We start from the raw sequence: 25,679 nt of genomic DNA, 5'->3' as shown, positions 1-25,679 counted from the left end.
TGGATCAGTCAAATCGAAAATCGCATATTTATTCCGCAATAGAATCTATCCAGAATGCATCAAACACATTGCCTCCTGGAGAACACCATGCCCGTCTCGCAGCCGCAACACCCCATCCGCCTGTACCGCTATCGCCTCTCAGGGCACAGCCATCGCATCGAGCTGATGTTGTCGCTGCTGCAACTGCCCTATGAAACGATCGACATCGACCTCGCCGGTGGCGAGCACAAGCAACCGGCCTTCCTTGCGCTCAATCGCTTCGGCCAGGTGCCGGTGATCGACGACAACGGCACCGTGCTCGCCGATTCCAACGCCATCCTGGTCTACCTCGCGCATCGCTACGATGACGGTCGCTGGCTGCCGTACGATGCCGTTGGTGCAGCGCAAGTGCAGCGCTGGCTCTCTGTAGCGGCAGGCCAGATCGCCACCGGCCCTGCCGCCGCACGCCGCGTCAACGTGTTCGGTGCCAAGCTCGACCTTGCCGAGCTCATCGCCCGCAGCCATGCACTGCTGGCGGTGATCGAGAGCGAGCTCGCACAGCACGACTTCCTCGCCGGCCCGAGCGCCACGCTGGCCGACATCGCCTGCTACAGCTATCTCGCACATGCGCCGGAAGGCGGCATTGCGCTGGCGGACTACCCGCGGCTGCGCGGTTGGCTCTCACGCGTCGAATCGTTGCCGGGCTTTGTTCCGATGGCTGCGACGCCCGTCGGCCTTGCCGCTTAGAGCAGATCACCATGGCCCTGCCCGGCTGGTCCCACCAGGCGTCCCCGTTCCACCCCGGAGAACAGACGGTGCAGCGCCGGGTCGGCGTGCGCGACAAGGTCGAGGCCATCGGCCGGCAGGTGGTGCGGGACTACATGCCCGAGCAGCACCGCAGCTTCTTTGCGCAACTGCCGATGCTGCTGCTCGGCGCGCTCGACGCAGACGGCCAGCCATGGGCGACGCTGCTGATGGGCGAACCGGGATTTACCCACTCCCCCGATCCACGCACGCTGCGCATCGCAGCAGAAACGGTCAGCGGCGATCCACTGCACGGCTGCCTGGGTGCGGGCGCGGCGGTCGGGCTGCTCGGCATCGAGCTGCAGACCCGCCGCCGCAACCGCATGAACGGCCGCATTGTCGCGCACGATGAATCCGGCCTGTCGATCGCCGTGCAGCACAGCTTTGGCAACTGCCCGCAATACATCCAGCAGCGCAATATCGAGCACGTTGGCTTGCCGGCGACCCTGCCGGCTGCGGAACACGCCACCACGCTCGATACGGCCGCCATCGTGCAGATCAGCGGAGCAGATACCTTTTTCATCGCCACCAGCGGCCAGCCGGCAGACGACGATACGCTGGGCCAGCATGGCTCAGACGTATCACACCGCGGTGGCAAGCCTGGCTTTGTGCGCATCGACGACGCGCAGACGCTGACCTGGCCGGATTTCCTCGGCAATTTCCATTTCAATACGCTGGGCAATCTCGAGATCAATCCGCGTGCCGGGTTGCTGTTTCCCGATTTCGCGCGCGGCGACCTGCTGTATATCGCCGGCCGTGCCGAGGTGATCTGGGATGGCGCGGAGCTCGCCGCCTTTACCGGCGCAGAGCGACTGGTGCGACTGCATGTCGAGCGGGTGATCCGGCTGCGCGAGCGCATGCCACTGCGCTGGGTCTTGCAGGCGTATTCACCGGTGCTCGATCACACCGGCGACTGGCAGGCGGTGGCGGGCGCCGTCGCGCTGGCCGTAGAAGCGAACGCCTACCGGCCATTGCAACTCATCAGGCGCGAGGCGGAAAGCGCCACGATCACTTCCTTCTATCTGCAGCCGGCCGATGACAAACCACTGGCTGGCTATCGCGCCGGCCAATTCCTGCCGATCCGTATCGATCACCCGGAGCTGGGGCGGCTGCATCGCACCTACACGCTGTCGCAGGCGCCCGATGGCCGCCACTACCGGATCTCGGTGAAGCGCGACGGCCGGGTATCGCAATACCTGCACGATACCTTGCAGCCCGGCACGCTGATCGACGCACAGGCGCCCCGCGGCGACTTCGTGCTCGACGCCGCCAGCAGCCGGCCGGTGTTGCTGCTCAGCGGTGGCGTGGGCATCACACCCATGCTGGCCCTACTCGACGCACTGGCGCCCCCCGCCGGCCCGCGCCACCGGCCACGCCCGGTGTGGTTCATCCATGCAGCACGCAACGGTGCGGAACATGCATTCGGCGCAGCGCTACGCCAGCGCACCGCCCTGCAGCCGCAGCTGAGGCTGCATGTACGCTACTCGCAGCCAGCACAGGGTGACACGCTGGGTGCCAGCCACGACAGCGTCGGCCGGATCGATGCCGACCTGCTGCGCAGCCTGCTGCCGCTCGACGATTACGATGTCTATCTATGCGGGCCAGACGCCTTCATGCGCCAGGTGTATTGGGTACTGCGCGGGCTCGGCATCCAGCGCCAGCGCATCCATTACGAGCGCTTTGCCCAGGGTGAGCCACTGGAAGCCGATCCGGATGGGCCAATCGCCGCATTGGCTCCGACCACACCCCAACCGGTAACGCTGGTGAAAAGCGGCAGGACCATCGCATGGCAACCGGGCGGCACGCTGCTGGAACTGGTGGAACAGCACGGCCTGAACCCGCCCTACAGCTGCCGTGGCGGCCTGTGCGGCAGCTGCAGCACCACTATATGGGAAGGTTCGGTCTGCTATCCGCAGACGCCAGCACATGCCATCACGCCAGGGCAGGCGCTGATCTGTTGCGCCATGCCCGCCGGACCACTGGCACTCGAGCTCTAGTTCGACACTAGCCGCGGCGCTTGATTTGCGCCGCCACCCAGGCGGAATCGACCGGTTTGCCTTCGATCTGCGCGATCACGCGCGCCAGGCTCTCGCGGGCCAGGCCCTCGGCATCCTGCGCCACCGAGGCGATCTTCAGCGGCAGGCAATCGAGCAAAGGATGATCATCGAAGGTCATCAGCCGTGGCGCATGGCCGAGCGCCCCTTGGGCGATCAGCTCGGCCAACACACCCTCGAGCAGCGTGATGGCGCCGGTGAACAGCGCCTGCGGATAGCGGCCATGTTCGGCCTGCCACTGCGCGATCAGCGCCTGGCCGGAACTGCGGCGGTAATCGCGCTGGCGCACGAAGTCGTCGGGCTCCGCCACCTGCGCGGCTGCCAGTGCAGCACGGTAGCCAGCCAGGCGATCACGGCTGGGCGACAGCTCGGATTGACCACCGAAATACACCACCTCGCGACTGCCCGCAGCCAGCGCCTCGCCGACCAGGGTCGTCACCGAGCCGGCGGCATCGGTGACCACGAAGGGGATGTCGCAATCGTCGACGCGGCGGTCGGCGAACACGACGGGCAGACGCGGCTTCCAGCGCAGGTAGCGCTCGGCCTCGTTGCTTGCCGGTACCACGATCAGGCCCTCGACCTGGCGCGCAACCAGTTGGGCGATGCCGTCGGTCTCCTGCTCGGGATCATCATCGCTGGTGACGATCAGCAGCTGGTAGCCGGCGGCGCGGCTCTGCGTTTCCAACGCCTGCGCGAGGCTGGCGTGGGCGTAGTTGACGAGCTCGGGCACCACGAGGCCCAGCGTGCCGCTTTTCTTGCTGCGCAGCGCCCGCGCCGATTGCGAGGGCTGGAAATGGTGCTCTGCCGCCACAGCCTGCACGCGCTCGATGGTGCCCTTGGCGATGCGGTAGCGCTCGGCATGGCCATTGAGCACCATGCTGGCCGTGGTGCGCGAAACGCCGGCAAGGCGGGCAATGTCATCGATGGTCAGGCGTTCGAACTGGCTCATGGCATCCGGTCGTGGCAAGCAAGGTGCGAAGTGTAAACCAAGGAAGGCGCAATCAGGGCAAACACCTATCCCGCTGTCCTGGTACTTCGCCAGCCCAAATGCACAGGGCCGGCAAGCCGGCCCTGTCTCAAGCGCTTATTGCTTCACCAGATCGAGTGGCACCGGGATGCTCTTGTCGACCGGCGCACCGTCGATCAGCTTCTTGGCGGCCTCGACCCCCATCTTGCCGATCAGCTCGGGCTTTTGCTGCACGGTCGCAGCCAGCGTGCCGGCCTTCACCGCCGCCACGGCATCCGGCGTGGCATCGAAGCCGACGATGACCACGTTCTTGAGGCCCGCCGCCTCGATTGCCTTTTGTGCGCCCAGCGCCATTTCGTCGTTGTGTGCAAACACGCCTTGCACGTTCTTGTTGCCCTGCAGGATGTTCTCCATCACCGACAGGCCCTTGGCGCGATCGAAATCGGCCGGCTGCTTGGCCACCAGCTTCACGTCCGCCTTGCCGTCTACCACCGAATGAAAACCCTGGCCACGCTCGCGCGCCGCGCTGGAGCCGGCAATGCCTTCGAGTTCAACGACGTTGCCCTTGCCACCGATCTTCTCCAGCAGGAACTCGGCTGCCATCTTGCCGCCAGCCACGTTGTCGGAGGCGATGTGCGCACTGACCTCGGCACCGTTCACGCTGCGATCGAGCGAGATCACCTTGATGCCGGCGGCAGTGGCCTGCTTCACCACATTGGCCACGGCATCCGAATCGGTCGGGTTGATCAGGATGACCTGCACCTTCTTCTGGATCAGATCCTCGACGCTGGCGATCTGCTTGGCCGGATCGTCCTGCGCATCGACGGCGATCAGCTTCACGCCCTGCGCGGTGGCCTCGGCCTGGGCACCATCGCGCAGTGCCACGAAGAACGGGTTGTTCAGTGTCGAGATCGACAGGCCGACGGTGGCTTCAGCCACAGCAGCCGGCGCGGCCGAGGCTTCCGGCGCAGCAGCGGTATCGGGTCCCTGCTTGGAGCAGGCGAGCAGGCCGACGGCCAGCAGGCAGGCGAACAGGGTGGAGATGGTGCGTTTCATGGTCGACTCCTCAGTCGCGTTTTGAAGCAGGCTCACGGCCCGTTTTGTCTGACCCTTGCGGATCGAGTGGTTGGCGAGCCCGCGATCAGCCGGCCCGCGCGATTCTGTTTATTTCTTGCCGGCGCGATCGAGCAGCACCGCGAGCAGGATGACGGCACCCTTGATCACCTGTTGGTAGAAGGACGAAACCCCCATCAGGTTGAGGCCGTTGTTGAGCACGCCGATCAGCAAGGCGCCGACCAGGGTGCCGAAGATCCAGCCGCGGCCACCGGCGAGGCTGGTGCCACCGAGCACCACCGCGGCGATGGCGTCGAGCTCGTAGCCCACGCCGGCAGTGGGCTGCGCCGAGTTAAGCCGCGAGGTGAGGATCACGCCGGCCATCGCGGCCATCGCGCCGGAGGCGGTGTACACCCAGATCTGCACCCGATCGGTCTTCACGCCGGAGAGGCGCGCGGCTTCCGGATTGCCGCCAGTGGCGTATACGTGGCGGCCGAACACCGTTTTCTTCAGCACAAACCAGAACAGCGCGAACATCACCAATGTCCACACCACCGGGATGGGCACGAGGCCGGCGAGGTAGCCGCCGCCCAGCATCGAGAAGAAATCGCTGGAGAAGCCGGTGATGGGGCTGCCATTGGACAGCACCAGCGAAACACCGCGCAGCACCGTCATCATGCCCAGCGTGGCGATAAAGGGCGCCACCTTGCCCTTGGCGACGACCAGACCATTCACCGAACCCATCAATGCACCAGCGAGGATGCCGGCCATGGTTGCCAGCATCGGGTCGTAGCCCGCCTTCATTAGCATTGCGGTCAGCACCGAGGAGACCGCCAGGATGGAGCCCACCGAGAGATCGATACCGCCCAAGAGGATTACCAGCGTCATGCCGAAGGCGATCAGCGCATTGATCGATACCTGGCGCATCACATTCATCAGGTTGCCGACGGTGAGGAAATCCGGGCTCATGAAGGCGAGGCCGACACAGACGACCAGCAGGGCAATGAAAGGCCCAAGTTTTTGCAACGTGGCTTTTTGTTGTGGGGTCATGATCGTTTTCCCGAATCAGAGGCCGCCAGTGGCGGCGGTCATGATTTCTTCCTGGTTGGTGGTCTTGGCGTCGAAGATGGCCGCCTGGCGGCCCTGGTGCATCACCAGGATGCGGTCGCTCATCGCTAGCACCTCGGGCAATTCGGACGACACCATCACGATGGCGGTACCGGCCGCGGCCAGGCGGTTGATGATGTGGTAGATCTCGGCCTTGCCGCCGACATCGACACCGCGGGTAGGCTCGTCGAGCAGCAGTACGCGCGGTGGCTTGGCCAGCCACTTGGCGAACACCACCTTCTGCTGGTTGCCGCCGGAGAGCGATTTCACGTCGAGCTCGGCATCGCGGGTGCGGATGCGCAGCTCTTGGATCAGTTGCTGCACCGCCTCGCTCTCGGCGCGGCCGTTCACCACGCCACCGCGGGCGTATTCGCCAAGGTGGACCAGCGTGGCGTTCTCGCGTACCGACAAGCCGAGCACCAAGCCCTGGCTTTTTCTATCCTCGGTGACGAAGCCGATGCCAGCGGCAATGGCCTCCCCCGGATCGCGTGGCGCCACCGGCTTGCCATCGAGCTCGACCCGCCCGCCGGTACTGCGGTTCACGCCGAACAGCGTCTTGAGGATTTCGCTGCGCCCTGCCCCCATCAATCCGGCCACGCCCAGCACTTCGCCCGCACGCACCTCGAAGCCGATGTGGCTGATATTGCCCTCGTCCGACAGATCGGCCACCTTGAGCCGCACCTCGCCCAGCGCCACATCCCGCGCCGGGAAACGCTCGCCCAGCTCGCGGCCGACCATCAATTTCACGATCTCGTCAAAGCCGGTTTCCGCGATCACACGCTCGCCAACAAAAGTACCGTCGCGCAGCACCGATATCTTGTCGCAGACCTTGAAGATCTCCTCCATCCGGTGCGATACGTAGACGATGGCCACGCCGCGCGCCTTCAGGTCCGCCATGATCTGGAACAGTGTCTCGATCTCGCGCTCGGTCAACGCGGCGGTCGGCTCGTCCATGATCAGCACCTGCGCGTTCAGCGACAGTGCCTTGGCGATTTCCACCAGCTGCTGCTGACCGATCGACAGCGTGCCGGCCTCGCGAGTGGGATCGATATGCCCGGCGCCGACCTTCTCCAGCCACACGCCGGCCTCGCGGCGCATCCGCGCGCCGTCGATCACACCCAGGCGGCGCGGCTCACGACCGAGGAACAGGTTCTCCATCACCGACAATTGCGGGATCAGGTTGAGTTCCTGGTGGATGATGGCGATGCCGAGTTCCTCCGCATCGCGCGTCGAACGGATCGTCACCGGCAGGCTATCGACGCTGATGTTGCCGGCATCCGCGCTATATACACCGCAGAGGATCTTCATCAGCGTGGACTTGCCAGCGCCGTTCTCGCCCATCAACGCATGGATTTCACCCCCCTCCACCGCGAAATCGACGCCTTCGAGCACCCGCACCGGGCCAAATGCCTTGCTGATGCCTGCCATGGTCACTTGCATGGTCGGCTCCTCAGAAAATCACGCCGGAATGCAGGATCACGTTGGCGTAGGGCGTGGCCTCGCCGGTGCGGATCACCGCGCGGGCACAGCGGCTCAGCTCCTTGAACTTCTCGTGGGCCACATAATCGACCTGCACGCCATCGCGGCTCAGCGTGGAAGCCCGGGCCGCGACGGCGCTGTTCTGCGTCAGCGCCTCGCTGGCGAACACCGCGCGCTCCACCTGCAGATCCGCCAGCACCGCATCCAGCACATGCAGGAACGCCGGATCGCCGACGGCGAGCGAGAGATCGATGCACTCCACGCCTTGCGGGATCGGCAGGCCGCAATCGGCGATCACCACGCAATCGGTATGACCCATGCCGGCCAGCACGCGGGCGATGTCGCGGTTCAGGATGCCCAGCTTTTTCATGACTGGCTCCCGAGGAAGGCATTGAGTTCGGCCAGCGTCGGCATGCCGCCCTGCGCCCCGGATCGCGTGACGGACAGCGCACCAGCCGCGCAACCGCGGCGCACCGCCTCGGCAAGGCCCAGCGGCCAGAACGCGACCAGCGCGCCGTTGAAGGTATCGCCGGCGCCGGTGGTATCCACCGGCTTGACTGGGAAACCCAGCTGGTGGCGCAGCACGCCGCCGGCATCGCTGAAATAGGCGCCCTCGCTGCCCTTGGTCATCGCCACCCGGCCCGGCAGGCGGGCCAGCAGGTCTTGCCAACGCGCGGCCGGTTCACCCAGCGCAGCGGCCAGTTCGTATTCATTCGGGGTGATCAGCGTGCATTGCGCCAGCAACGCGGGCGGCAACTGCGTGGCCGGCGCGGGATTCAGCACGAACGGCTTGCCATGGCGAGCAGCCAGCATGGCGGCGTGCTCCACGGTGGCCAGCGGCACTTCCAGCTGCGCCAGCACCACGTCGGCTTCGGCGAACGCGGCCTCGACCGCATTTAGATCGCTGGGCGACAACGCCGCGTTGGCGCCCGGCACCACGATGATGGCATTGTCGGCGTTGCACACGGTGATCGCCGCCACGCCGGTGGCCACGCCCGGTGTTTCCGTCACCCAGCGGGTGGCAATGCCTTCGGCAGCCAACCCTGCCTTGAGCTCGCGGCCGAACGCATCGTCGCCCACCCGTCCTAGCATGGTGACTTCCGCCCCCAACCGTGCCGCCGCCACCGCCTGGTTCGCGCCCTTGCCGCCGGCATGCGTGGCAAAGCCCTGCCCGAACAAGGTTTCCCCCAGCCGCGGAAACGTGCCTGTTTCCACCACCAGATCCATATTGATGCTGCCCACCACCAAGACCCTGGACATCGGGGCTCTCCTGTCTCACCGGTTGACGCATGCACCAACCTGGTTCAAACCCGCTGATTAAGATTAAGCTAAATCGTAATCAGCAACTTGTTGAACGCTTTATAGCAGAGCGATGTAGTAATTGGGAAGACCACTACAGGTTATGCCTTAGCACCCTGCCCGTGCTCAGGCAGGCTCAATGCATTCCTACGGCATACGTGGCGCTTGGTTAAAAATCAATGGAATCAGATTGTTGAAGCTGACTGGGTGTGGATTTCGACGAGCGGTGAAACATGATCTGCCGTTTGTCGCACCGGCAATGCGCCTTGCCATTCCGGTGCATTGCGCACCGCGAAAACCCGGTGCCGCTAGCGTGCCCGTCAACAGCGCGCAGCGCTTGGCAAGCCGGGCGGGCTCACGTATAGTTCCGCCTCTTCCCGGAGAGATGGATGAGTGGTTTAAGTCGCACGCCTGGAAAGCGTGTATAGGTTAATAGCCTATCCGGGGTTCGAATCCCCGTCTCTCCGCCAAGAATGCATCGAAAAAGCCCTGATTCTTCAGGGCTTTTTTGTTTTGCTACGTCGCAAAGATAACTGCGCGCTGCTGTCCTCTTCGCGAGCGGTACAGCGACTAAACATCCGTCAGGCACCGGCAGTGGTATCGAAGCACTATGCACGCCATCAAGATGCATTTCGCTTGAGGCGCCACGCATCCAGCATCAAGGCACCCGCGCGACGGCAAATTGACCGATCCGGCTGGCAAGCGGGCCGGACAGCCGCTAAGGTCAAGGCTCCCCGTTACAGGATGGCACGATGAATATCTATTTCTCGGCGGGAGGCCGGTTCGATTTCGACCGCAATGGCGTGATGTTCGTGGCGCTGGTCGACGGTCAACCGATACAGTGCCTGGTGTCGGAAGAGGCACTGCAGAATCACTTCGATGCCATGGGCGGCGCGGATGACCATGAGCATGCGTTCGAGATCCATCACGAAGAGATCGTCACTGCAGCGGAAAGCAAGATCCTGCAGGGCTACCCGGAGCCGATCCTCCTGACCAGCGCCGATTTCTGATGGCTGGGCACGGGCTCACCGCCTGGGCGCTGCCCAAATGTAAAACCCCGCCGAAGCGGGGTTTTACATTTGATTGATACGCACAATGGCAGGGCTAACCAAAGCAATGCCCCTGATCGATGACAGCATGCGCCATCTTGAAGCCGATGCTCTTGGCCTCCTCGCCCGATTCGAAACAATGACCCACCTTGGTGATGGGTGGCAGCGCAAGCCCTGCGCTTTCCTTGCTCACGAAAACCACGGGCGCCCAACGCCCCGGCTCGGGGCTGCTGAGCCTCACCTCTATATCGCAATTTTTGTACGACGCGAACGTTGAATTGTCGGTGTTCATCACAGTTTTCCTCACGATAACGATACGATCCAATCGCGCTAATGCGCCGCTTTCATTGCTGCCTGGGCCTGGGCCACGGAATCGGCGAGCCTGGAGGTCTTCAGCGCCGAAAGATGCTCATGCGCATCGGCCAGCGCCAGCAAGGCCGTTGCCTTGGCAATCATGATCCGGTCACCGAGGCATCGCGCCCAAGCCAGCTTGGCATGCGCTTCCACCACCTTGCCATGCGCCTGGTTCAAGGCGGTTGCCGCGCGGTAGTACTGCGCCTGCAATCGGGCGACGGTGGCTTTGAGCACACCTTCTTTCCTGCCGGCATCGGCATAGGGCTGGCCATCCGCCAGCAGCTCCAGCACTCGCTCGGTTTCAAGTGCGAAGATATCGAGCTCCGAGTTCTCACATCTCATGATGAACCTCCGTCCATCTCGCTGCGCCGCTCTGGCACCGCGAACATGCTTTGAACACGTCCTGACTATAAGGCGGGCGCAGCCTGGCCGAATGTGCGAAATACCACGGTTTTTGGCGCGCGCCGTCTGATGCGACAGTCCGGCATCGCCAGTGCAAAACATCGAGTAGGCGTATCGCCATTGCGGTGCAGGACAAAACCTACGGCATGGCGATTCGTGGCACGGCAAAGCCGCGTGGAAAGTGGCAAGGCAGAGTCGGCAACGGCATGCCGTTGGCTGAATGTTTTGAATGGCCCAGCAACGCCGTAGCACGATCCCACAGCCAAGTAGGCAATACACCGACACCACTGGTGCGGAGCGCCGAGGACAAAACAGGAATCCGTGCCGCCGACAGCCGGCGTAATGCGCTTAGCAAATGAACTGGGGAGCAAAGCCGGGACCAATGCGCCGGCGGCTTCATCCACTTTGAGCCATCCCATTGCCGCGCTCATGGCCCATTCAGTCCATTGAACCGCTGGTCGCGATTCAACGGTCCCAATTCCATCGCAAGCTATCCCGCAACAATTATTCAGAATAAGGTTATTTTCTGAATTATTGAATCCAGTCATGTCATTCGTGAACACACTCACCATTGCGTGACACGCCAAGCCATTGAATAAATTCAATTTTCAATGCAGGCACCTTCATTTGGTGAAATCATTGCGCTATGAATTTGCAATCCCCCGCCCAAGCGATTGATAAATAACCCACGCTCGGGGGCGGGCTCCTTTGGGCGTGAGCCTGCATGCCTCCATGCACGCAGCGCCTGCTGTCATTCCAATAGCCCAGGAGGAGACCAATGAAATCTTCAAACCATGGCGCGGCGAAACATCGCCGCCTTGTTGCAGTACTCGGCGTTGCTGCCGCGATCTGGGCGCCTGTCGTACTAGCCGCCTTTCCCGCCTGGAGCGAGGGCAATACCTATCCGGTCGGCACGATGGTGACCTACAATGGGCTCACCTATCAGGCCACCGTGGCCCATACCGCCTACTTCGGCGCGAACTGGAACCCGGCCTCGACGCCGACGCTCTGGGCATTGATGAACGACCCACAGCCGAGCCCGACCCCACGGCCCACGCAGACACCCACTGCAACGCCGACCATGCCCCCCACCCCCACGCCGGAGCCGTGCACCCATAGCGCTCCTGCCTGGCAGGCCGGCAAGAACTATGTGTCGAATCAGTGCGTCACCACCCGCTACGGCAGCGACTACGAAACCTGCACCACCATCCACACGGCCATCTCGGCGCACCTATCCACCAGCAGCAACGCGCCTCGCAGCACCGGTGGCAGCAGCGTGTGGCGGTCTGCCGGCCTCGATCTGTGCGTGATGGTGCCGTTCTACCCGCCCCCCCCCACCAACACCCCGACGCCGACCGTCACGCCGACCAAGCAACCGATCACCCCGGCGCCCATATGCAATGCCATCTGGTCGAGCAGCACCGTGTATACCGCTGGGCAGAAAGTGACCTTCAATGGCACCAATTACGAAGCCAAATGGTGGACGCAGGGCGACAACCCGGGCCAGTCCGGCGAATGGGGCGTATGGAAGCCGCTCGGGCCGTGCGGCGTCACGCCGATCCCGATAAACCAGTTCCCCAGGGTGGCATTGACGCGGCCCGCCGCGAACGGCGACGACCTCAGCCCTGGCGGCGATGTGTACTGGCCAACCACCTTGTCTGCCGATGCCAGCGATCTGGATGGCCGGGTGGTCAAGGTGGAGTTCTTCATCGACGGCAGGTCGGTGGGTGTCGATACCGATCCACCGTTCTCGGTGCAGGCCGACGCATACAGGAGCGGCCAGGCCTACGCGGTGGCAACCGATGATCGCGGCGCGCAGACCCAGAGCGCCACGGTAAGCTTCATCTGGCAGCTCAAAGGCCCGCCCACCCCGATACCGGTGACACCGACTCCACCGCACATCACCGCGGCCACGATCACCACGTGGAAGAATGGCGCCACCGCTGCCTACACCATGGTGCACGACGATTACTGCGCGGGGGACATCACCACGGGCTTCAACCAGGTGGTCGATCCGGCACTGATCGAGCGTGGATTGGTGGCGACCTTTGCCGCCATCACCGGCTGGTGCTCGCCGGAGCAGTGGACGGCAGCCAAGACGCTGATCGGCCATGGCCACGAGATCGCCAGCCATGGCCGCAACCATATCGTCAGCAGCGATCCGGCCTGGGACATGCGGGCAGAGCTCGTCCAGTCGCGCCAGGATATCGCCGACCATCTCGATGGTTACCAGGCGAGCTACTTCGTCTGGCCGCAGGATACGGCGACGCAGACCGCACTGGCGCTGCTCAGCAGCACGCCCGGTTACCTGGGCGCGCGGGCGGCCAACCGGGACCTTGGCAACGGCACCATCGAGTATGGCAAGGCGGCCGGCGTGAACCCATCATGGTTCGGCCCCACCTTCCATGTGCTGTGGGATGTGTTCACCAATGCCGGCGAATTCTCGATCTACCCCGGTGGCGGCGAGATCCTGAACCAGCACGTGGATGCCGCAATTCAGCAGAGCGGCTGGTCGACCCGCACCATGCACGGCGTCGGCAGTGGCGGCTGGGAGCCGGTGCCGCTGACGCGCTATCTGGCGCACCTCGACTACGTCAAGGCCAAGGTCGACGCCAACCAGCTGTGGGTGGCCACCGCTTCGGATGTGGTGAAGTACCGTATGGCCCGGGATGCATGCGTGCCCGCACTGCAGTCGGATCGCCTGGGCCTGGCCTTCCCGGCTGCGGATGCCGGATGCCAGAAGTACGCGACGCCGCTGACGCTGGAACTCACGGTCGACAGCACCTCACCGGTGCTGTTCAAGCAGGCTGGCCAGTTACTGGTGGCCGTGCCGCGCGGTGGCAACACCTATCGCGTCACCGCCTCGCCACTGGCCGGGAGCATTACCGTCAGCGCGCAGTGATCGGCCCCGTCGGCATGCAGCACCGCCCGAGGCCAGCTCGGGCTCCTTCGACACCCCTGCCCAGGCAGGGGTGTTTTTCGTCGCGGGCGCGCAATGCCGTAGCGTCATCCATCGGCAAGATACGTGGCTGAACCGAGCGCACTACACCGCCGGGAACTCCGGCAATAGGCGGCGTGGGCTGCCCTGCCGTCACAGCCGTTCATCGATTGCGCGCTGTCCATGTAACTGTTGCCAGGAATGAGTCGCTAGGCTGGAGGTCTTCCTCTGCGTTTTGTTTTCTGCGGCCTTGGATCCCTGCCTAGGCAAGCGCCGCAGCCCGATCGAGTTGGCGGCAGCGTCGCCGATCGGGTTGCCGTTCCCCAGGGAACCGGGCCGCGAGGAGCCGCCGTGCCACCCAAGCTGGTTTCCCGCGTGCGCCCAGGCCAGTTGCGTATCTGGCGCACCCTGTTCACCCGCCAGGGCAATGTGCTGCAGCAATGCGTGCTGCCGCTGCTGCTGGCCATCCCGCTGCTGCCGGCACACGGTGCGGACAGCGCCCAACCCCGCTATATCAAGGCCTTGTCGCTGTCGGCCGACAGCACGACCTCCGTGCTGCTGCCTCGGGGCAGCGCCGAGGCGCCCTTCGTCGATGCCACCATTGTCGATGTGCAGCCGGCCGAAGCCGGCATGGCCACGCTCAGCGCGCGCCAGCCGGACCAGGCCGTCAACGCGGCTCCGCAACCTCGTCACTTTGCGCTCGCTTTTGCCGCCACCCGTGGCTTCGCCGGTGTCGCCGTGGTGACCTGTGCAATGCGTGATGCAGCCGGGGCGGTGTCGATGGTGGAACTGGAGATCGACGTCGATACGCGACGCGATCCGGCGCTGGACTCCGACGCGCCCGCGCTGATCTCCGCGCAAAGCCGGCTGGCACAGCGCTTTGCCAGCACCCAGCTCGGCAATGTCGGCCCGCGCCTGCCACGGCTGCATCGCCCGGAAACCACGCGCAACACCGGGCAGCTCAAGCTGCGCGTCAACGGCAGTACGGTGCCGCTACGCGAGCAGCGCGCGCTGGAAGGCTTGGCGGACCAGTTGCCAGGCGCCACCCTGTGGAGCACCGGCACGCTGTACGTCGATACCCAGGACAACCGCGTCGACGTCAGCACCGGCGGGCTCACCGTGGGCAGTGACTACCTGATCAACCGCTTCCTCACCGCCGGCATCGGCCTGGGCTATGGCTACGGCAGCAACGAGGTCGGGTTCGGTAGTACCGAGCGGGCGCAATACGCCTCGGCCACGCTTTACGGCAGCCTGCGGCCGTGGCAATCGCTCTACCTCGATGCGATACTGGGCTATGGCGACATGCGCTTCGATCCGCGCCGGCTGCGCGACGAGGATGGCGAGCTGGCGCAATCGCAGCGCCAGGGCGGGCAGGCTTTCGGTTCGCTGGCCATCGGCTACGACTACCACCTGGATGGGCTGCGCATCAGCCCCTATGGCCGGCTGGAGCTGGTACGCACCCAGCTTGATCGCTACAGCGAGGGGGCCGAAGCCATCGGTGCGCTCGATATCGCGGAACAGGACCTCGACAAGCGCAGTGGCAGCATGGGCGTTTACATCGATGGCCCGCTGTCTTGGGGGATGGGTACGCTCACGCCGTTCTTCACCATGGAATACCAGTACTGGCGCCAACAGCGGGATGACGCGCTGCTGCGCTATGCCGACCTTGCCAACAGCCCCACCTACCGCATCGCCTACGACCCCAATCGCGGCACGCAGACCTCGTACGGCCTGGGCTTCGACTGGGCGCTCCCCGCCGACATGGCGTTCGGCCTGCGCTACGACTACATCGCCGGCGACGAGCAAAGCGGCCGGGGCACACTGACGGCGCGCAAGCGCTTCTAGCGCCGAATTGGCATCGTTGGCGCAAAGGCCGCGCGCTGCGGCGCTCGCCTTCCCATCCATGGCGTGACATGGCCCGTGCCAGGCGCTCTCCTCAGCGCAACACCACCGCAAATTCGTCGAGCTGGGTGATCGCCGTGTTCCAGCCATCGAAGAAACCGAGCTCCTCGTGGCGCTGGCAGGTCGCCTCGTCCGGATGCATCACCGTGGCCGTGTAGCGGCAACCATCGCCTTCGTCGGCCATGGTGATGATGGCGGTAAAACCCAGCCACGGCGTGTTCGGGCGCCAGTCCGCGGTCAGCATCGAGGTAAACACCAGCCGCTGCTGCGGCACCACCTCGAGGAAACTGCCGGGGTTGTCGCTGGTGCCGCCATCCGGCCCCTGCATGAAGGTATGAAAGGCGCCGCCGGGGCGCAGGTCGAACGCACGCACCTCGGTGGTCCAGGGCTTGGGGCACCACCACTGCTTGAGCAGTTCGGGCTCGGTCCATGCCCGCCACAAGGTGGCACGCGGTGCACGCAGCAGTCGGGAAATGACCAGATCGCGGGATGAGGTGTGTTGTGACATGGGTCTACTCCTGTTGATGGAGGCGTTCGACGAATTCGACCATGCGGTCCGATCGGGCTTCCCACATGGCGCGCTGCTCGGCAATCCATTGCTCGGCCTGCGACAACCTTTCCGGCACCAGCTCGCAGGTGCGGGTGCGTCCCAGCTTGTGCGTCCGGATCAGGCCGCTGCGCTCCAGCACCGTGAGATGCTTCATGAAGGAAGGCAGGGCCATGCCAAACGGTTCGGCCAGGCGTGAAACGGTCTGCGCACCGGCCCCCAGCGCAGCAATGATCGCGCAACGGGTCGGATCGGCCAGCGCGTGGAACACCACGCTGACCGGAGCACAATAGTTATCCATATGGCTAACTATATGCTGTGCCCAACCAGAACTCAACAGCGATTCGCCGATGCAGGGCCCTGCGGCCGCCGCCAGCCAAGCGCGCTCATCCCGTTGCGGAACATTAAAAAGGCCGACACCCCGGATTGGAGTGTCGGCCTTGGCCGGCGGGGAGACATGCCCCTCGATTCGCCGTCAATCAAACGGTCTGCGATGCCACCGGCTGCAACGCGCCCTCCAGCGCCGTCGGCGCGGGCGAGCTCCACAGTGCACGGACCACCTGAGCCGCGAACAGCACCGCGCCACCGATGAACACGATGTCGCCACCGGTGCGCAGCCAACGCAGCGTCTGCAACAGCGGCTGCTGCAGAAACGCTTCGCTGCGGGCATACCACAGCCCTTCGCGCACGCTGGCGATGAACTGGATGATGCCGATCGGCAACAGGCTGGTCGCGATCATCAGCACCAGGCCGGCGTTGAGCGACCAGAACGCCGTCGCCATCCAGCGGTTGTCGAGCGCGAAGCCGGGGCGCACGTAGCGCAGCACCAGCAGGGTGAAGCCCAGCGCCAGGAAGCCATATACCCCGAACAGCGCGGCGTGGGCGTGCACCGGCGTGGTGTTCAGCCCCTGCACGTAGTAGAGCGAGATCGGCGGGTTGATCATGAAGCCGAATACGCCGGCGCCCAGCATGTTCCAGAACGCCACCGCGACGAAGCACATCAGCGGCCAGCGCAGTTGCGCCATCCACGGCGCGCGGTGCTTGAGGCGCCAGTTCTCCCAGGCCTCGTGGCCGAGCACGATCAGCGGCACCACTTCCAGCGCGCTAAAGCTGGCGCCCACCGCCATCACCGGCGTGGTGGTGCCGGCGAAATACAGGTGGTGGAAGGTGCCGGGAATGCCGCCCAGCATAAACAGCGACGCCGACGCCAGGCTAGCCGCCGTGGCCATCGGCCGCGACACCAGGCCCATGGTGGCGAAGATGAAAGCCAGCGCCGTGGTGGCGAACACCTCGAAGAAGCCTTCCACCCACAGGTGGACGATCCACCAGCGCCAGTACTCCATGATCGACAGGCTGGTGCGTTCGCCGTAGAAGAAACCGGCGCCGTAGAACAGGCCGATCGCCACCACCGACGCGGTCAACAGCGCCAGCAGGTTCTTGTCGCCGCCCGGTTGGCGCAGGGCCGGCACGATACCGCGCAGCATCAGGCCCAGCCACAGCAACAGGCCGATGAACTTGGCGATCTGCCACAGCCGGCCCAGGTCGACGTATTCGTAGCCCTGGTGGCCCAGCCAGAAGTTGAGGTTGGCCGGCATCACCTGGCGGATGGCGAGGTAATTGCCGATGAACGAACCGACCACCACCAGCACCAGCGCCCAGAACAGCACATCGACGCCCAGCTTCTGGTATTTGGGATCGCGCCCGCCGTTGATCAGCGGCACCAGGAACAGGCCGGCGGCGAGAAAACCGGTGGCGATCCAGAACAGCGCGCTCTGGATATGCCAAGTGCGGGTGAGCGAGTACGGGAACCACTGCGACACGTCGATCCCGTAGAACTGCTGGCCTTCCACCGTGTAGTGCGCGGTGAAGCCGCCGAGCAACACCTGGAACACGAACAGCGCCACCACCAGCAACAGGTATTTGCCGAGCGCGCGTTGCGACGGCGTGAGCGGCACGGCGGCGAGCGGATCGGTACGCGGCGCAGCTTCCTCCGCTTCATCGTGCCGGCGCAGGAAGGCCCAGCCCCACACCAGGAAGCCGATACCGGCGAGCAGCACCACCACGCTGACGATGGACCACACCACGTTCTCGGCGCTGGGCTGGTTGCCGATCAGGGGCTCGTGCGGCCAGTTGTTGGTGTAGGTCACCTCACGGCCCGGCCGCTCGGTGGCGGCCGCCCAGGCAGTCCAGAAGAAGAAGCGGCTCAACGCCACGCGGCGCTCCGCGCTTGGCAGCGTGTTCTCCTTCATCGCGAAGCTTTGGCGGCTACGCTGCAATGCCGGGGCATCCGAGAACAGTTGATCGTAGTAGGCGGCAGTCTGCTGCATCGCCGCCGCGCGCCTTGGCGACACCACGAGTTTGCCGGCGGCATCGGTACGGTTGCCGCGATACTCCTGCTGCAACGCGGCGCGCAGCCCGGCCTGCTGCGACACATTGAGCGCGGCGTACGGCTGGCGGTATTCCTGCTGCGCCGCCAGTTCCAGCCAGGCGACGAGCTCGCGGTGCAGCCAGTCGGCAGTCCAGTCCGGTGCCTGATAGGCGCCGTGCCCCCAGATCGAGCCCAACTGCATGCCACCGACCGATTGCCAGGCGGTCTGGCCGTCGAGGATATCGTCGGCGGTGAACAGCACGGCACCAGCGGCAGTCTGCACCTGTTGCGGGATGGGTGGTGCGTGGCGGTATACCTCGCGACCGAAGTAACCAAGCAGGCCGAACATCACGGCCACGACGGCGATCAGGATGAACCAGTGTTTGCGGTAGGGACCCATGGTATGGCCTCGTCGGTGGGGTGGCGGTCAGGCCTGCGCGTTGGCAACGAACAGCACGTTGTTTTCCAGGTGGATGTGCTGCATCAGATCCTGCTTGAGCTGCGCAGCGCCGGCGTAGAGCGCGCGCCAGGTGTTGCAGCCATCGGCAGGGGGCGTGAAGTCGTGGGTCAGCCGCTCCAGCTCCTGCAAGGCCTCGCCGTGCTGGTCATGCTCGAAGCGCATCATCGAGATCGGCCCCGGTACCTGCCCCGGCCCGACCTGGCGCAGCATGGGGAACAGGATCTGTTCCTCCTTTTGCATGTGGCTTTCCAGCTCCTGCAGCATGCTGGTGAAGAAGTCCGCCAAGCCCAGCGGGCAGTCGGCGCGATCGCCGTGCACCTGCTCCACGCGCCGCGCCAGCCGGATTAGCTCGGGCAGCTGCTCGCGATGGCGCTCGTGAAAGCGCTGCAGGATGTGGTCAATCAGCCGCTCACGCGACACCTCGCGCCAATCAGTGCCACCCTGATTGCTGTCGGCAAGCTGCTGCAGCGCGTCGGCCAATGCCTCCGGATCGAGCCGGCGGCGCTCGGCAGCCTCGCGCAGCGATTTGCCGCCGCCGCAGCAGAAATCAAGCTTGTTGCGATGGAACAGCGCCGTGGCGCCGGGAATGTCACACGCGATCTGGCCTATGGGGCGTTCGAGCAGGTTCATGCTGGTCTCCTTGAATGATGCGTCATTCAATGCAACAGCCATGCCACTGCTAAATCCCAATAAAATTGCGCCCTGTAGCTTGGACATGGTTAAAATAACCCAATCCAATCAGGGTAAATACAACCCAAAAAGGGTATAAAACACCATGATCGAAATCGGACTGCTTGCCGACTTGGGTGTCGACCTGCCGCAGCCAGTGCGGCTGCAACGGCTGCTCGCCGGTATCCGCGCACAGTTCGGCTGCCAGGCGATCGGCCTGCTGCGGCTGGATGGCGACGCGCTCTACCCGCTGGCAGTGGAAGGCCTCGGTGAGGAAGTGCTGGGGCGTCGCTTCGTCGTGTCGCAGCACCCGCGCCTCGCCGCCATCCTTGCCCAGCGCGAGCCGATCCGCTTCGAGCCGGGTAGCCCCCTGCCCGATCCCTACGACGGGCTTCTGGCCCACCTGCCCGGCGTGGCGCTGCCGGTGCACGACTGCATGGGCGTGCGCATCGATGTGGAAGGTGCGGTGTGGGGCGCACTGACACTGGATGCCTTCGACGGCTGCAGCTTCGCCGCCTCGGACATCGTCACGCTGCCGCATTACGCACTGCTGGCGGCGGCGGCGGCGCGCACCGGCCAGCTGGAGCAGTCGGTGCGGGCGCTGCGCCAGAGCGCCGGCACCCCGGCTGGCGAGCGGCTCGGCGGCCAGCACGAGCTGGTCGGCCGCCATCCGCAGTGGCTGGCCATGCTGCACGAGCTCGACATTGCCGCCGTCTCCGATCTGCCGGTGCTGCTGCTGGGCGAAACCGGCTCGGGCAAGGAACTGCTGGCGCACCGTGTACATCAGGCCTCGCCACGGCATGGCAAGCCGCTGGTGCACGTCAACTGCGCCGCGCTGCCCGAGGCCCTGGCCGAGGACGAGCTATTCGGCCACGCCAAGGGGGCTTTCTCCGGCGCCCACGCCGAGCGTGCCGGCCGCATCGAAGCGGCGCACGGCGGCACGCTGTTCCTCGACGAGGTGGGCGAGCTGCCGCTGACGCTGCAGGCCAAGCTGCTGCGCACGCTGCAGAACGGCGAGATCCAGCGTCTGGGCGAGGATAGACCGCGCCGGGTGGATGTACGCATCGTGTCCGCGACCAACCGCAACCTGCAGCAAGCGGTGCGGGAGGGCCGCTTTCGCGCCGACCTCTATCACCGGCTCTCGGTCTACCCGGTGCCGGTGCCGCCGCTGCGCGAGCGCGGCAACGACGTGCTGCTGCTGGCCGGGCGCTTTCTCGAGATCAACCGTGCGCGGTTGGGCCTGCGCAGCCTGCGGCTGAGCCCGGATGCCGAGCTGGCGCTGCTGGGCTATGCCTGGCCCGGCAATGTGCGCGAGCTGGAACACGTGATCAGCCGCGCCGCGATCCGCCTGTTGGGGCGCGGCGCCAGCCGGCACGAGCTGGCAGCGCTCGATGCAAGCACGCTGGATCTGGCTCCCCTGCCCTCGACCACGCCGGATGCCGCGGCCACGCCGGCCCCCGTTGTCGCTGGGCGCAGCTGGCGAGCGGCAGTGGAGGATTTCGAGCGCAGCCTGCTGCAGGCGACGCTGGACCAGGCGCAGGGCAACTGGGCTGCGGCGGCGCGCACGCTGGAACTGGACGCCAGCAACCTGCACAAACTGGCACGACGGCTGGGGCTGAAAGGCTGAGCCATGCCCCTGCAATACGCTCCGCCCACCATGTCCGGATCATGCAGCGCGCGAACACAATCGTAGTAGCAACCCCGGCCGGACTGCGCGCAGCGCGCTCGCGATCCGTTTAAGATTCCCCCACACCAACACATCCTTCGCAGACAGGAGCACATCACCATGAAATCACGCGCAGCCGTCGCCTTCGGTCCGGGCAAGCCGCTGGAAATCGTCGAGATCGACGTCGCGCCCCCGCAGAAGGGCGAAGTGCTGCTGAAGATCACCCATACCGGCGTCTGCCACACCGACGCGTTCACGCTGTCCGGCGATGACCCCGAAGGCATCTTCCCGGCAGTGCTGGGCCATGAGGGCGCCGGCATCGTGATCGAGGTCGGCGAAGGCGTTACCAGCGTGGCACCGGGCGACCATGTGATTCCGCTCTACACGGCAGAATGCCGCGAATGCGAGTTCTGCACATCCGGCAAGACCAACCTGTGCGTGGCCGTGCGCGCCACCCAGGGCAAGGGCCTGATGCCGGACGGCACCACGCGCTTCAGCTACAACGGCCAGCCGGTCTACCACTACATGGGTTGCTCGACGTTCAGCGAATACACGGTCGTGGCCGAGGTATCCCTCGCCAAGATCAATCCGGATGCCAACCCGGAGCACGTCTGCCTGCTCGGCTGCGGCGTCACCACCGGCATTGGTGCCGTGCACAACACGGCCAAGGTACAGGCGGGCGACAGCGTTGCAGTGTTCGGCCTGGGCGGGATCGGTTTGGCCGTGGTCCAGGGCGCCAAGCAAGCCCAAGCCGGGCGCATCATCGCCATCGATACCAACCCCGCGAAGTTCGAACTGGCCAGGCAGTTCGGCGCCACCGACTGCGTCAACCCGCAGGACCACGACAAGCCGATCCAGCAAGTGATCGTGGAAATGACCGGCTGGGGGGTCGATCACTCGTTCGAATGCATCGGCAACGTCAATGTGATGCGTGCAGCACTGGAATGCGCGCACCGCGGCTGGGGTCAGAGCGTGATCATCGGCGTGGCGGGTGCCGGCCAGGAAATCAGCACCCGGCCGTTTCAGCTGGTCACCGGACGCCGCTGGCTGGGTACCGCCTTCGGCGGGGTAAAGGGCCGCTCGCAATTGCCAGGCATGGTGGAGGACGCCATGAAGGGCGATATCCAGCTGGCCCCCTTCGTCACCCACACCATGGGCCTGGACGCGATCAATGACGCCTTCGACCTGATGCACGAAGGCAAATCCATCCGCACCGTGATCCACTTCTGATTTCGACCGGGGAAACCGCATGCAACAACTGGAACAGCACCAGTGTTTTGGCGGCAGCCAGCAAGTCTGGCAGCACGAATCGAACGTGCTGGGCGGCCCTGCCCGCTTTGCCATCTACCTGCCGCCGCAGTCCGAGAGCGGCCCAGTGCCGGTGCTGTATTGGCTGTCCGGCCTCACTTGCACCGAGCAGAACTTCATCACCAAGGCCGGTGCGCAGCGTTATGCCGCCGAACACGGCATCGCCATCGTCGCGCCGGATACCAGCCCGCGCGGCGACAACGTGCCCAACGACCCAGGCTACGATCTGGGCCAGGGGGCGGGTTTCTACATCAACGCCACGCAAGCGCCATGGGCCACGCACTACCGGATGTACGACTACGTGGTGCATGAGCTGCCGGCGCTGATCGAAGCACATTTCCCGGTCAGCGCCGCACGCGGCATCAGCGGGCACTCGATGGGCGGGCATGGCGCGCTGGTGATTGCGCTGCGCAATCCGGGGCGCTATCGCAGCGTCTCGGCGTTCTCGCCCATCGTCTCCCCCAGCCAGGTGTCTTGGGGCCAGAAGGCATTTGCGGCCTACCTGGGCGACGACACCGCGAGCTGGCACGCCTACGACACCGTTGCCCTTATCCCAGCGGCCGCCGAGCGCCTGCCGCTGCTCATCGATCAAGGCGAGGCAGATGAATTCCTCGACACGCAATTGCAACCGCAACGGCTGCAATCCGCCTGCGAAAAGGCCGGTCACCCGCTGCAACTGCGCCGCCACGCGGGATACGACCACAGTTACTACTTCATCGCGAGCTTGATCGGCGAGCACCTGGCCCATCACGCGACGGCGCTGCACGCGCCTGCCTGAATCTGGAAAAAAAAAGAAGCCCTCGACCGCAGGGACGAGGGCTGGAGACATCACAAACGTGGCAGGGGGGTGCCACGGAACTCACTCTAGGCCCGTCGCGGTACATCATGAGTGTGAAAACTACCGCATCAACAGGCACGGCAAAAAAAAGCCCGGTCAGAGCCGGGCGAGAAGAGACAGGCGGTTTGCGGCGCTGCGCCGCATGCACAATCTAAAGCCGCCAGGCGCGGCGGCGAGTGTGCGGATTACCAAGTTGGCCGAAGACGGAAACCGCATTTCCCGGCAAAGCCAAACGGGCGACCAATGCAGGTCACCCGTTACGGTTGAAGCCATGGAAACGCTGCAGGCAAAGGCGCATACGGCGCGAACCGGACATCGCCCTCCCCGCAGCCTCCTTCAGAAGAACAGCCAGACCAGCAGCAGTATCGAAGCCGGTACGCCCAGCAGCCAGGCGATCAGGTACTTGCCCATGTGCAGCCCTCCTCTCGTCGATGACGAAGCCAGCGTAGCCTGCCGCCAACCGCAGCCGCTGTCGGCTGGGCGCGGTTTCGGCTGTCGGCATTCGCCCACCTGCCAGCCGGCACGCTATGTGCTCAGCGAACGGTGTCGCCGGCAGCCCGCCGGCCTGCAGGAGCACAGCGATGGCCAGGCCAAAGGATGAGGAACGCGTAGTCGATGCCAATGATCCGGATTTCGATCCCGCGCTGCGGGAACCGAATGCACCACTCGATCAACAGATAGAACACATCGAGCGGCGCGATACCCACAACGAAGCGCAGCTGCGTGATGCACCACTGGCAACACCGGATCGGGCACGGCAGCTGGAGAACGAAGGCGTGCCGTTGCCCGGTGACAAGGGCTACATCCCACACGGCGTCGATCCCGCCACCGCCCCCGATCGCCACGACGAAGAGCGTGGCCTCTGATTTTCCTTCCCTACCTTTCCATCCATAGGAGTCCCGATGGTCCAGTTCGACCGCGCTGAACGTTTCTTCGACACGCTGTTTCAACGTATCGCCAACTACGGCGTCGATGTCGCCACCGCCCTGCTGATCTTCATGGTCGGCTGGTGGCTGGCCGGTCGGCTGGCCCGCTGGGTCGAGCAGTTGATCGTGCGCGCCGGCGGCGAGGCCACTGCGGCACCGCTGATCGGCGCCGCGCTGATGTGGGCGGTGCGCATCCTCACCGCGGTGATGGTGCTCGGCAAGTTGGGGGTGCAGACCACCAGCATCGTGGCCGCGCTCGGTGCCGCCGGCCTTGCCATCGGCCTTGCCCTGCAGGGCACGCTGCAGAACATCGCGGCCGGCTTGATGCTGCTGCTGTTGCGCCCGTTCCGCGTCGGCGACTACATCGAGGGCACCGGCGTGGTGGCCGGCACCATCTCGGAAGTGGGGCTGTTCACCACCCGTCTTGTCAAACAGGACGGCAGTGCGCTGTTCGTACCCAACAGCCAGCTCTGGTCCAACGCGGTCACCAACTACAGCAGCAATGCCAGCCGGCGCATCGAGATCAGCTTCAACATCACCACGGCGCAGATCGAACGCGGCCTGGCACTGGCACGTGACATCGTCACCGCGCAGCCGCAGGTGCTGTCCGAGCCCGCGCCGCAGGTCAGCATTTCCGACTACACCGACGGCGGCGCCAAGCTCGCCGTCACCGCCTGGACCAGCACCGCCCACTACCCGGAGGTACGGGCGGCGCTGCTGCAGCGGCTGCGGCCGGGCATCGAGGCCGCGCTGGCGCCCAGTGCCAGCTGAACGACATCATCGTCTAGCGAGGAGAACGCCATGAAACACCAGCAGAGCCACAAGGATGAATACGGCCCGGCACCGCCGCGCGAGGCCATTGCAGAGGCCGGCGAGGACGGCACCGAACCGGCAGCGGGCCAGGCGGACAACAATGTGCCGCTCTCGGCCTCGCTACGGCAGGACAATCAGGATTACGTGCGTCATTTCTTCGGGCTGGATCGCTATCGCCAGTGGCTCACCAAGGCGCGCCGCCAGCACCGCGCGGATACGCCCGGCCTGCAGCCGTCCAGCGAGGCGGCAGGCCAGCCGGCGCCGGCGGATCAGTCCGGTCAGAAGTAAGGCACGTCCTTCGGCGGATCGAGCGGCTGCGGATCGTGCGGTTCTTCCGGTTCCGGCGGCTCGGCCGGGATCGGTGGATCATGCTTGGGCTCGGGCTTGTTGTTCGGGTCTTGCGGCGTGGGCCGCACGTCCGGGCCCGGATCACGCTGGGGCACGGGGGACGGGCTGGTCGGCGGCATGTCGGGCTGGTGCGGCGGCGTCTGGCTCGGCTCTTCGATGGGCGGACCGGACTGGCCCGGCTGGGTGGGTATGGGTTCACCACCCATGGGGTGGACTTCGGTGGGGATCGCTTCGGGCTGCAACGGGGCGCCATCCTGCATCTGCCAGCCTTCGTCGAGCTGGCGCTGAGCCACCAGGACGCCGAGGTTGCTTGGGGTGTACATGGTCTTACTCCGATCTGGGCCGCCAC

24 protein-coding genes and 1 tRNA gene are annotated in these 25,679 nt (G+C 65.1%); 12 read left to right on the top strand and 13 right to left on the bottom strand.

What is annotated here, in order from left to right; translation table 11 throughout:
- Positions 1–87: 87 nt before the first annotated feature.
- Positions 88–726, top strand: a complete 639-nt coding sequence (locus tag FLM21_RS09980; RefSeq protein ID WP_148715423.1) for a glutathione S-transferase family protein — start codon at positions 88–90, stop codon at positions 724–726.
- An 11-nt stretch (positions 727–737) separates the two neighbouring features.
- Positions 738–2,780, top strand: a complete 2,043-nt coding sequence (locus FLM21_RS09975; RefSeq protein WP_148715422.1) for a 2Fe-2S iron-sulfur cluster-binding protein — start codon at positions 738–740, stop codon at positions 2,778–2,780.
- 7 nt (positions 2,781–2,787) lie between these two features.
- Here FLM21_RS09975 and FLM21_RS09970 read toward each other — a convergent pair whose 3' ends face one another.
- The 6 genes from FLM21_RS09970 to rbsK all read right to left on the bottom strand — a co-directional run bounded on the left by FLM21_RS09970 (position 2,788) and on the right by rbsK (position 8,703).
- Positions 2,788–3,786 carry a LacI family DNA-binding transcriptional regulator gene (locus FLM21_RS09970; RefSeq protein ID WP_148715421.1) on the bottom strand — a complete coding sequence of 333 codons (999 nt, stop codon included), beginning with the start codon at positions 3,784–3,786 and terminating at the stop codon, positions 2,788–2,790.
- Between the two features lie 135 nt (positions 3,787–3,921).
- Entirely contained in the window at positions 3,922–4,860 is a 939-nt protein-coding gene (rbsB, locus tag FLM21_RS09965) for a ribose ABC transporter substrate-binding protein RbsB (protein WP_148715420.1), read from the bottom strand.
- Between the two features lie 108 nt (positions 4,861–4,968).
- Entirely contained in the window at positions 4,969–5,907 is a 939-nt protein-coding gene (locus FLM21_RS09960) for an ABC transporter permease (RefSeq protein WP_148715419.1), read from the bottom strand.
- A gap of 15 nt (positions 5,908–5,922) precedes the next feature.
- A complete protein-coding gene (locus tag FLM21_RS09955) occupies positions 5,923–7,404 on the bottom strand; it encodes a sugar ABC transporter ATP-binding protein (RefSeq protein WP_148715418.1) in 1,482 nt (493 codons plus the stop codon).
- A gap of 10 nt (positions 7,405–7,414) precedes the next feature.
- Entirely contained in the window at positions 7,415–7,813 is a 399-nt protein-coding gene (gene rbsD / locus FLM21_RS09950; RefSeq protein WP_148715417.1) for a D-ribose pyranase, read from the bottom strand.
- Complete coding sequence (rbsK, locus tag FLM21_RS09945) at positions 7,810–8,703, bottom strand: ribokinase (protein WP_148715416.1); 894 nt, start codon at positions 8,701–8,703, stop codon at positions 7,810–7,812. Before rbsK ends, rbsD begins: the two co-directional genes overlap by 4 nt.
- 418 nt (positions 8,704–9,121) lie before the next feature.
- Here rbsK and FLM21_RS09940 point away from each other — a divergent pair.
- Both FLM21_RS09940 and FLM21_RS09935 read left to right on the top strand, forming a co-directional pair.
- Positions 9,122–9,212, top strand: a tRNA-Ser gene (locus FLM21_RS09940).
- A 282-nt stretch (positions 9,213–9,494) separates the two neighbouring features.
- Positions 9,495–9,752: a DUF1488 family protein gene (locus FLM21_RS09935; RefSeq protein ID WP_148715415.1), complete on the top strand. Its 258-nt coding sequence runs from the start codon at positions 9,495–9,497 to the stop codon at positions 9,750–9,752.
- Positions 9,753–9,846: 94 nt separating this feature from the next.
- Here FLM21_RS09935 and FLM21_RS09930 read toward each other — a convergent pair whose 3' ends face one another.
- Together FLM21_RS09930 and FLM21_RS09925 are read right to left on the bottom strand one after the other, a co-directional pair.
- Complete coding sequence (locus FLM21_RS09930) at positions 9,847–10,083, bottom strand: hypothetical protein (protein WP_148715414.1); 237 nt, start codon at positions 10,081–10,083, stop codon at positions 9,847–9,849.
- A 38-nt stretch (positions 10,084–10,121) separates the two neighbouring features.
- A complete protein-coding gene (locus tag FLM21_RS09925) occupies positions 10,122–10,487 on the bottom strand; it encodes a hypothetical protein (RefSeq protein WP_148715413.1) in 366 nt (121 codons plus the stop codon).
- A gap of 838 nt (positions 10,488–11,325) precedes the next feature.
- Between FLM21_RS09925 and FLM21_RS21510 the strand changes: the two genes are divergently transcribed.
- The gene (locus FLM21_RS21510; RefSeq protein WP_148715412.1) at positions 11,326–13,449 is read left to right on the top strand and encodes a carbohydrate-binding protein; all 2,124 of its coding nucleotides are present in this window, start codon (positions 11,326–11,328) and stop codon (positions 13,447–13,449) included.
- A 387-nt stretch (positions 13,450–13,836) separates the two neighbouring features.
- Entirely contained in the window at positions 13,837–15,330 is a 1,494-nt protein-coding gene (locus FLM21_RS09915; RefSeq protein ID WP_148715411.1) for an autotransporter outer membrane beta-barrel domain-containing protein, read from the top strand.
- Positions 15,331–15,421: 91 nt separating this feature from the next.
- Here FLM21_RS09915 and FLM21_RS09910 read toward each other — a convergent pair whose 3' ends face one another.
- From FLM21_RS09910 to ytfE, 4 genes are all read right to left on the bottom strand, one after another.
- Positions 15,422–15,895: an SRPBCC family protein gene (locus FLM21_RS09910; RefSeq protein WP_148715410.1), complete on the bottom strand. Its 474-nt coding sequence runs from the start codon at positions 15,893–15,895 to the stop codon at positions 15,422–15,424.
- A gap of 4 nt (positions 15,896–15,899) precedes the next feature.
- The gene (locus FLM21_RS09905) at positions 15,900–16,235 is read right to left on the bottom strand and encodes an ArsR/SmtB family transcription factor (RefSeq protein WP_148715409.1); all 336 of its coding nucleotides are present in this window, start codon (positions 16,233–16,235) and stop codon (positions 15,900–15,902) included.
- Between the two features lie 178 nt (positions 16,236–16,413).
- On the bottom strand, positions 16,414–18,702 hold the full coding sequence (locus tag FLM21_RS09900; RefSeq protein ID WP_148715408.1) for a nitric-oxide reductase large subunit: 2,289 nt from the start codon (positions 18,700–18,702) through the stop codon (positions 16,414–16,416).
- A 27-nt stretch (positions 18,703–18,729) separates the two neighbouring features.
- Entirely contained in the window at positions 18,730–19,392 is a 663-nt protein-coding gene (gene ytfE / locus FLM21_RS09895; protein WP_148715407.1) for an iron-sulfur cluster repair protein YtfE, read from the bottom strand.
- Between the two features lie 145 nt (positions 19,393–19,537).
- Between ytfE and norR the strand changes: the two genes are divergently transcribed.
- The 6 genes from norR to FLM21_RS09865 all read left to right on the top strand — a co-directional run bounded on the left by norR (position 19,538) and on the right by FLM21_RS09865 (position 25,270).
- Positions 19,538–21,058: a nitric oxide reductase transcriptional regulator NorR gene (gene norR, locus FLM21_RS09890; RefSeq protein WP_148715406.1), complete on the top strand. Its 1,521-nt coding sequence runs from the start codon at positions 19,538–19,540 to the stop codon at positions 21,056–21,058.
- 159 nt (positions 21,059–21,217) lie between these two features.
- On the top strand, positions 21,218–22,327 hold the full coding sequence (locus FLM21_RS09885; protein ID WP_148715405.1) for an S-(hydroxymethyl)glutathione dehydrogenase/class III alcohol dehydrogenase: 1,110 nt from the start codon (positions 21,218–21,220) through the stop codon (positions 22,325–22,327).
- A gap of 19 nt (positions 22,328–22,346) precedes the next feature.
- Positions 22,347–23,183 (top strand): S-formylglutathione hydrolase, encoded by an 837-nt coding sequence (fghA, locus tag FLM21_RS09880; RefSeq protein ID WP_148715404.1) that lies wholly within the window; start codon positions 22,347–22,349, stop codon positions 23,181–23,183.
- 641 nt (positions 23,184–23,824) lie between these two features.
- Complete coding sequence (locus FLM21_RS09875) at positions 23,825–24,109, top strand: hypothetical protein (protein WP_148715403.1); 285 nt, start codon at positions 23,825–23,827, stop codon at positions 24,107–24,109.
- A 36-nt stretch (positions 24,110–24,145) separates the two neighbouring features.
- Complete coding sequence (locus FLM21_RS09870; protein ID WP_148715402.1) at positions 24,146–24,940, top strand: mechanosensitive ion channel family protein; 795 nt, start codon at positions 24,146–24,148, stop codon at positions 24,938–24,940.
- A gap of 30 nt (positions 24,941–24,970) precedes the next feature.
- Entirely contained in the window at positions 24,971–25,270 is a 300-nt protein-coding gene (locus FLM21_RS09865; RefSeq protein WP_148715401.1) for a hypothetical protein, read from the top strand.
- On the opposite strand, the gene FLM21_RS09860 is transcribed toward FLM21_RS09865, so the two are convergent.
- Positions 25,261–25,653, bottom strand: coding sequence for a hypothetical protein (locus tag FLM21_RS09860; RefSeq protein ID WP_148715400.1), 393 nt, complete (start codon positions 25,651–25,653; stop codon positions 25,261–25,263). The two genes, FLM21_RS09865 and FLM21_RS09860, sit on opposite strands and share 10 nt — an antisense overlap.
- Positions 25,654–25,679: the final 26 nt, after the last annotated feature.

The organism is Chitinolyticbacter meiyuanensis (genome assembly GCF_008033135.1).
Taxonomy (GTDB): Bacteria; Pseudomonadota; Gammaproteobacteria; order Burkholderiales; family Chitinibacteraceae; genus Chitinolyticbacter; species Chitinolyticbacter meiyuanensis.
This window is presented reverse-complemented; position numbering and strand designations above follow the sequence as displayed.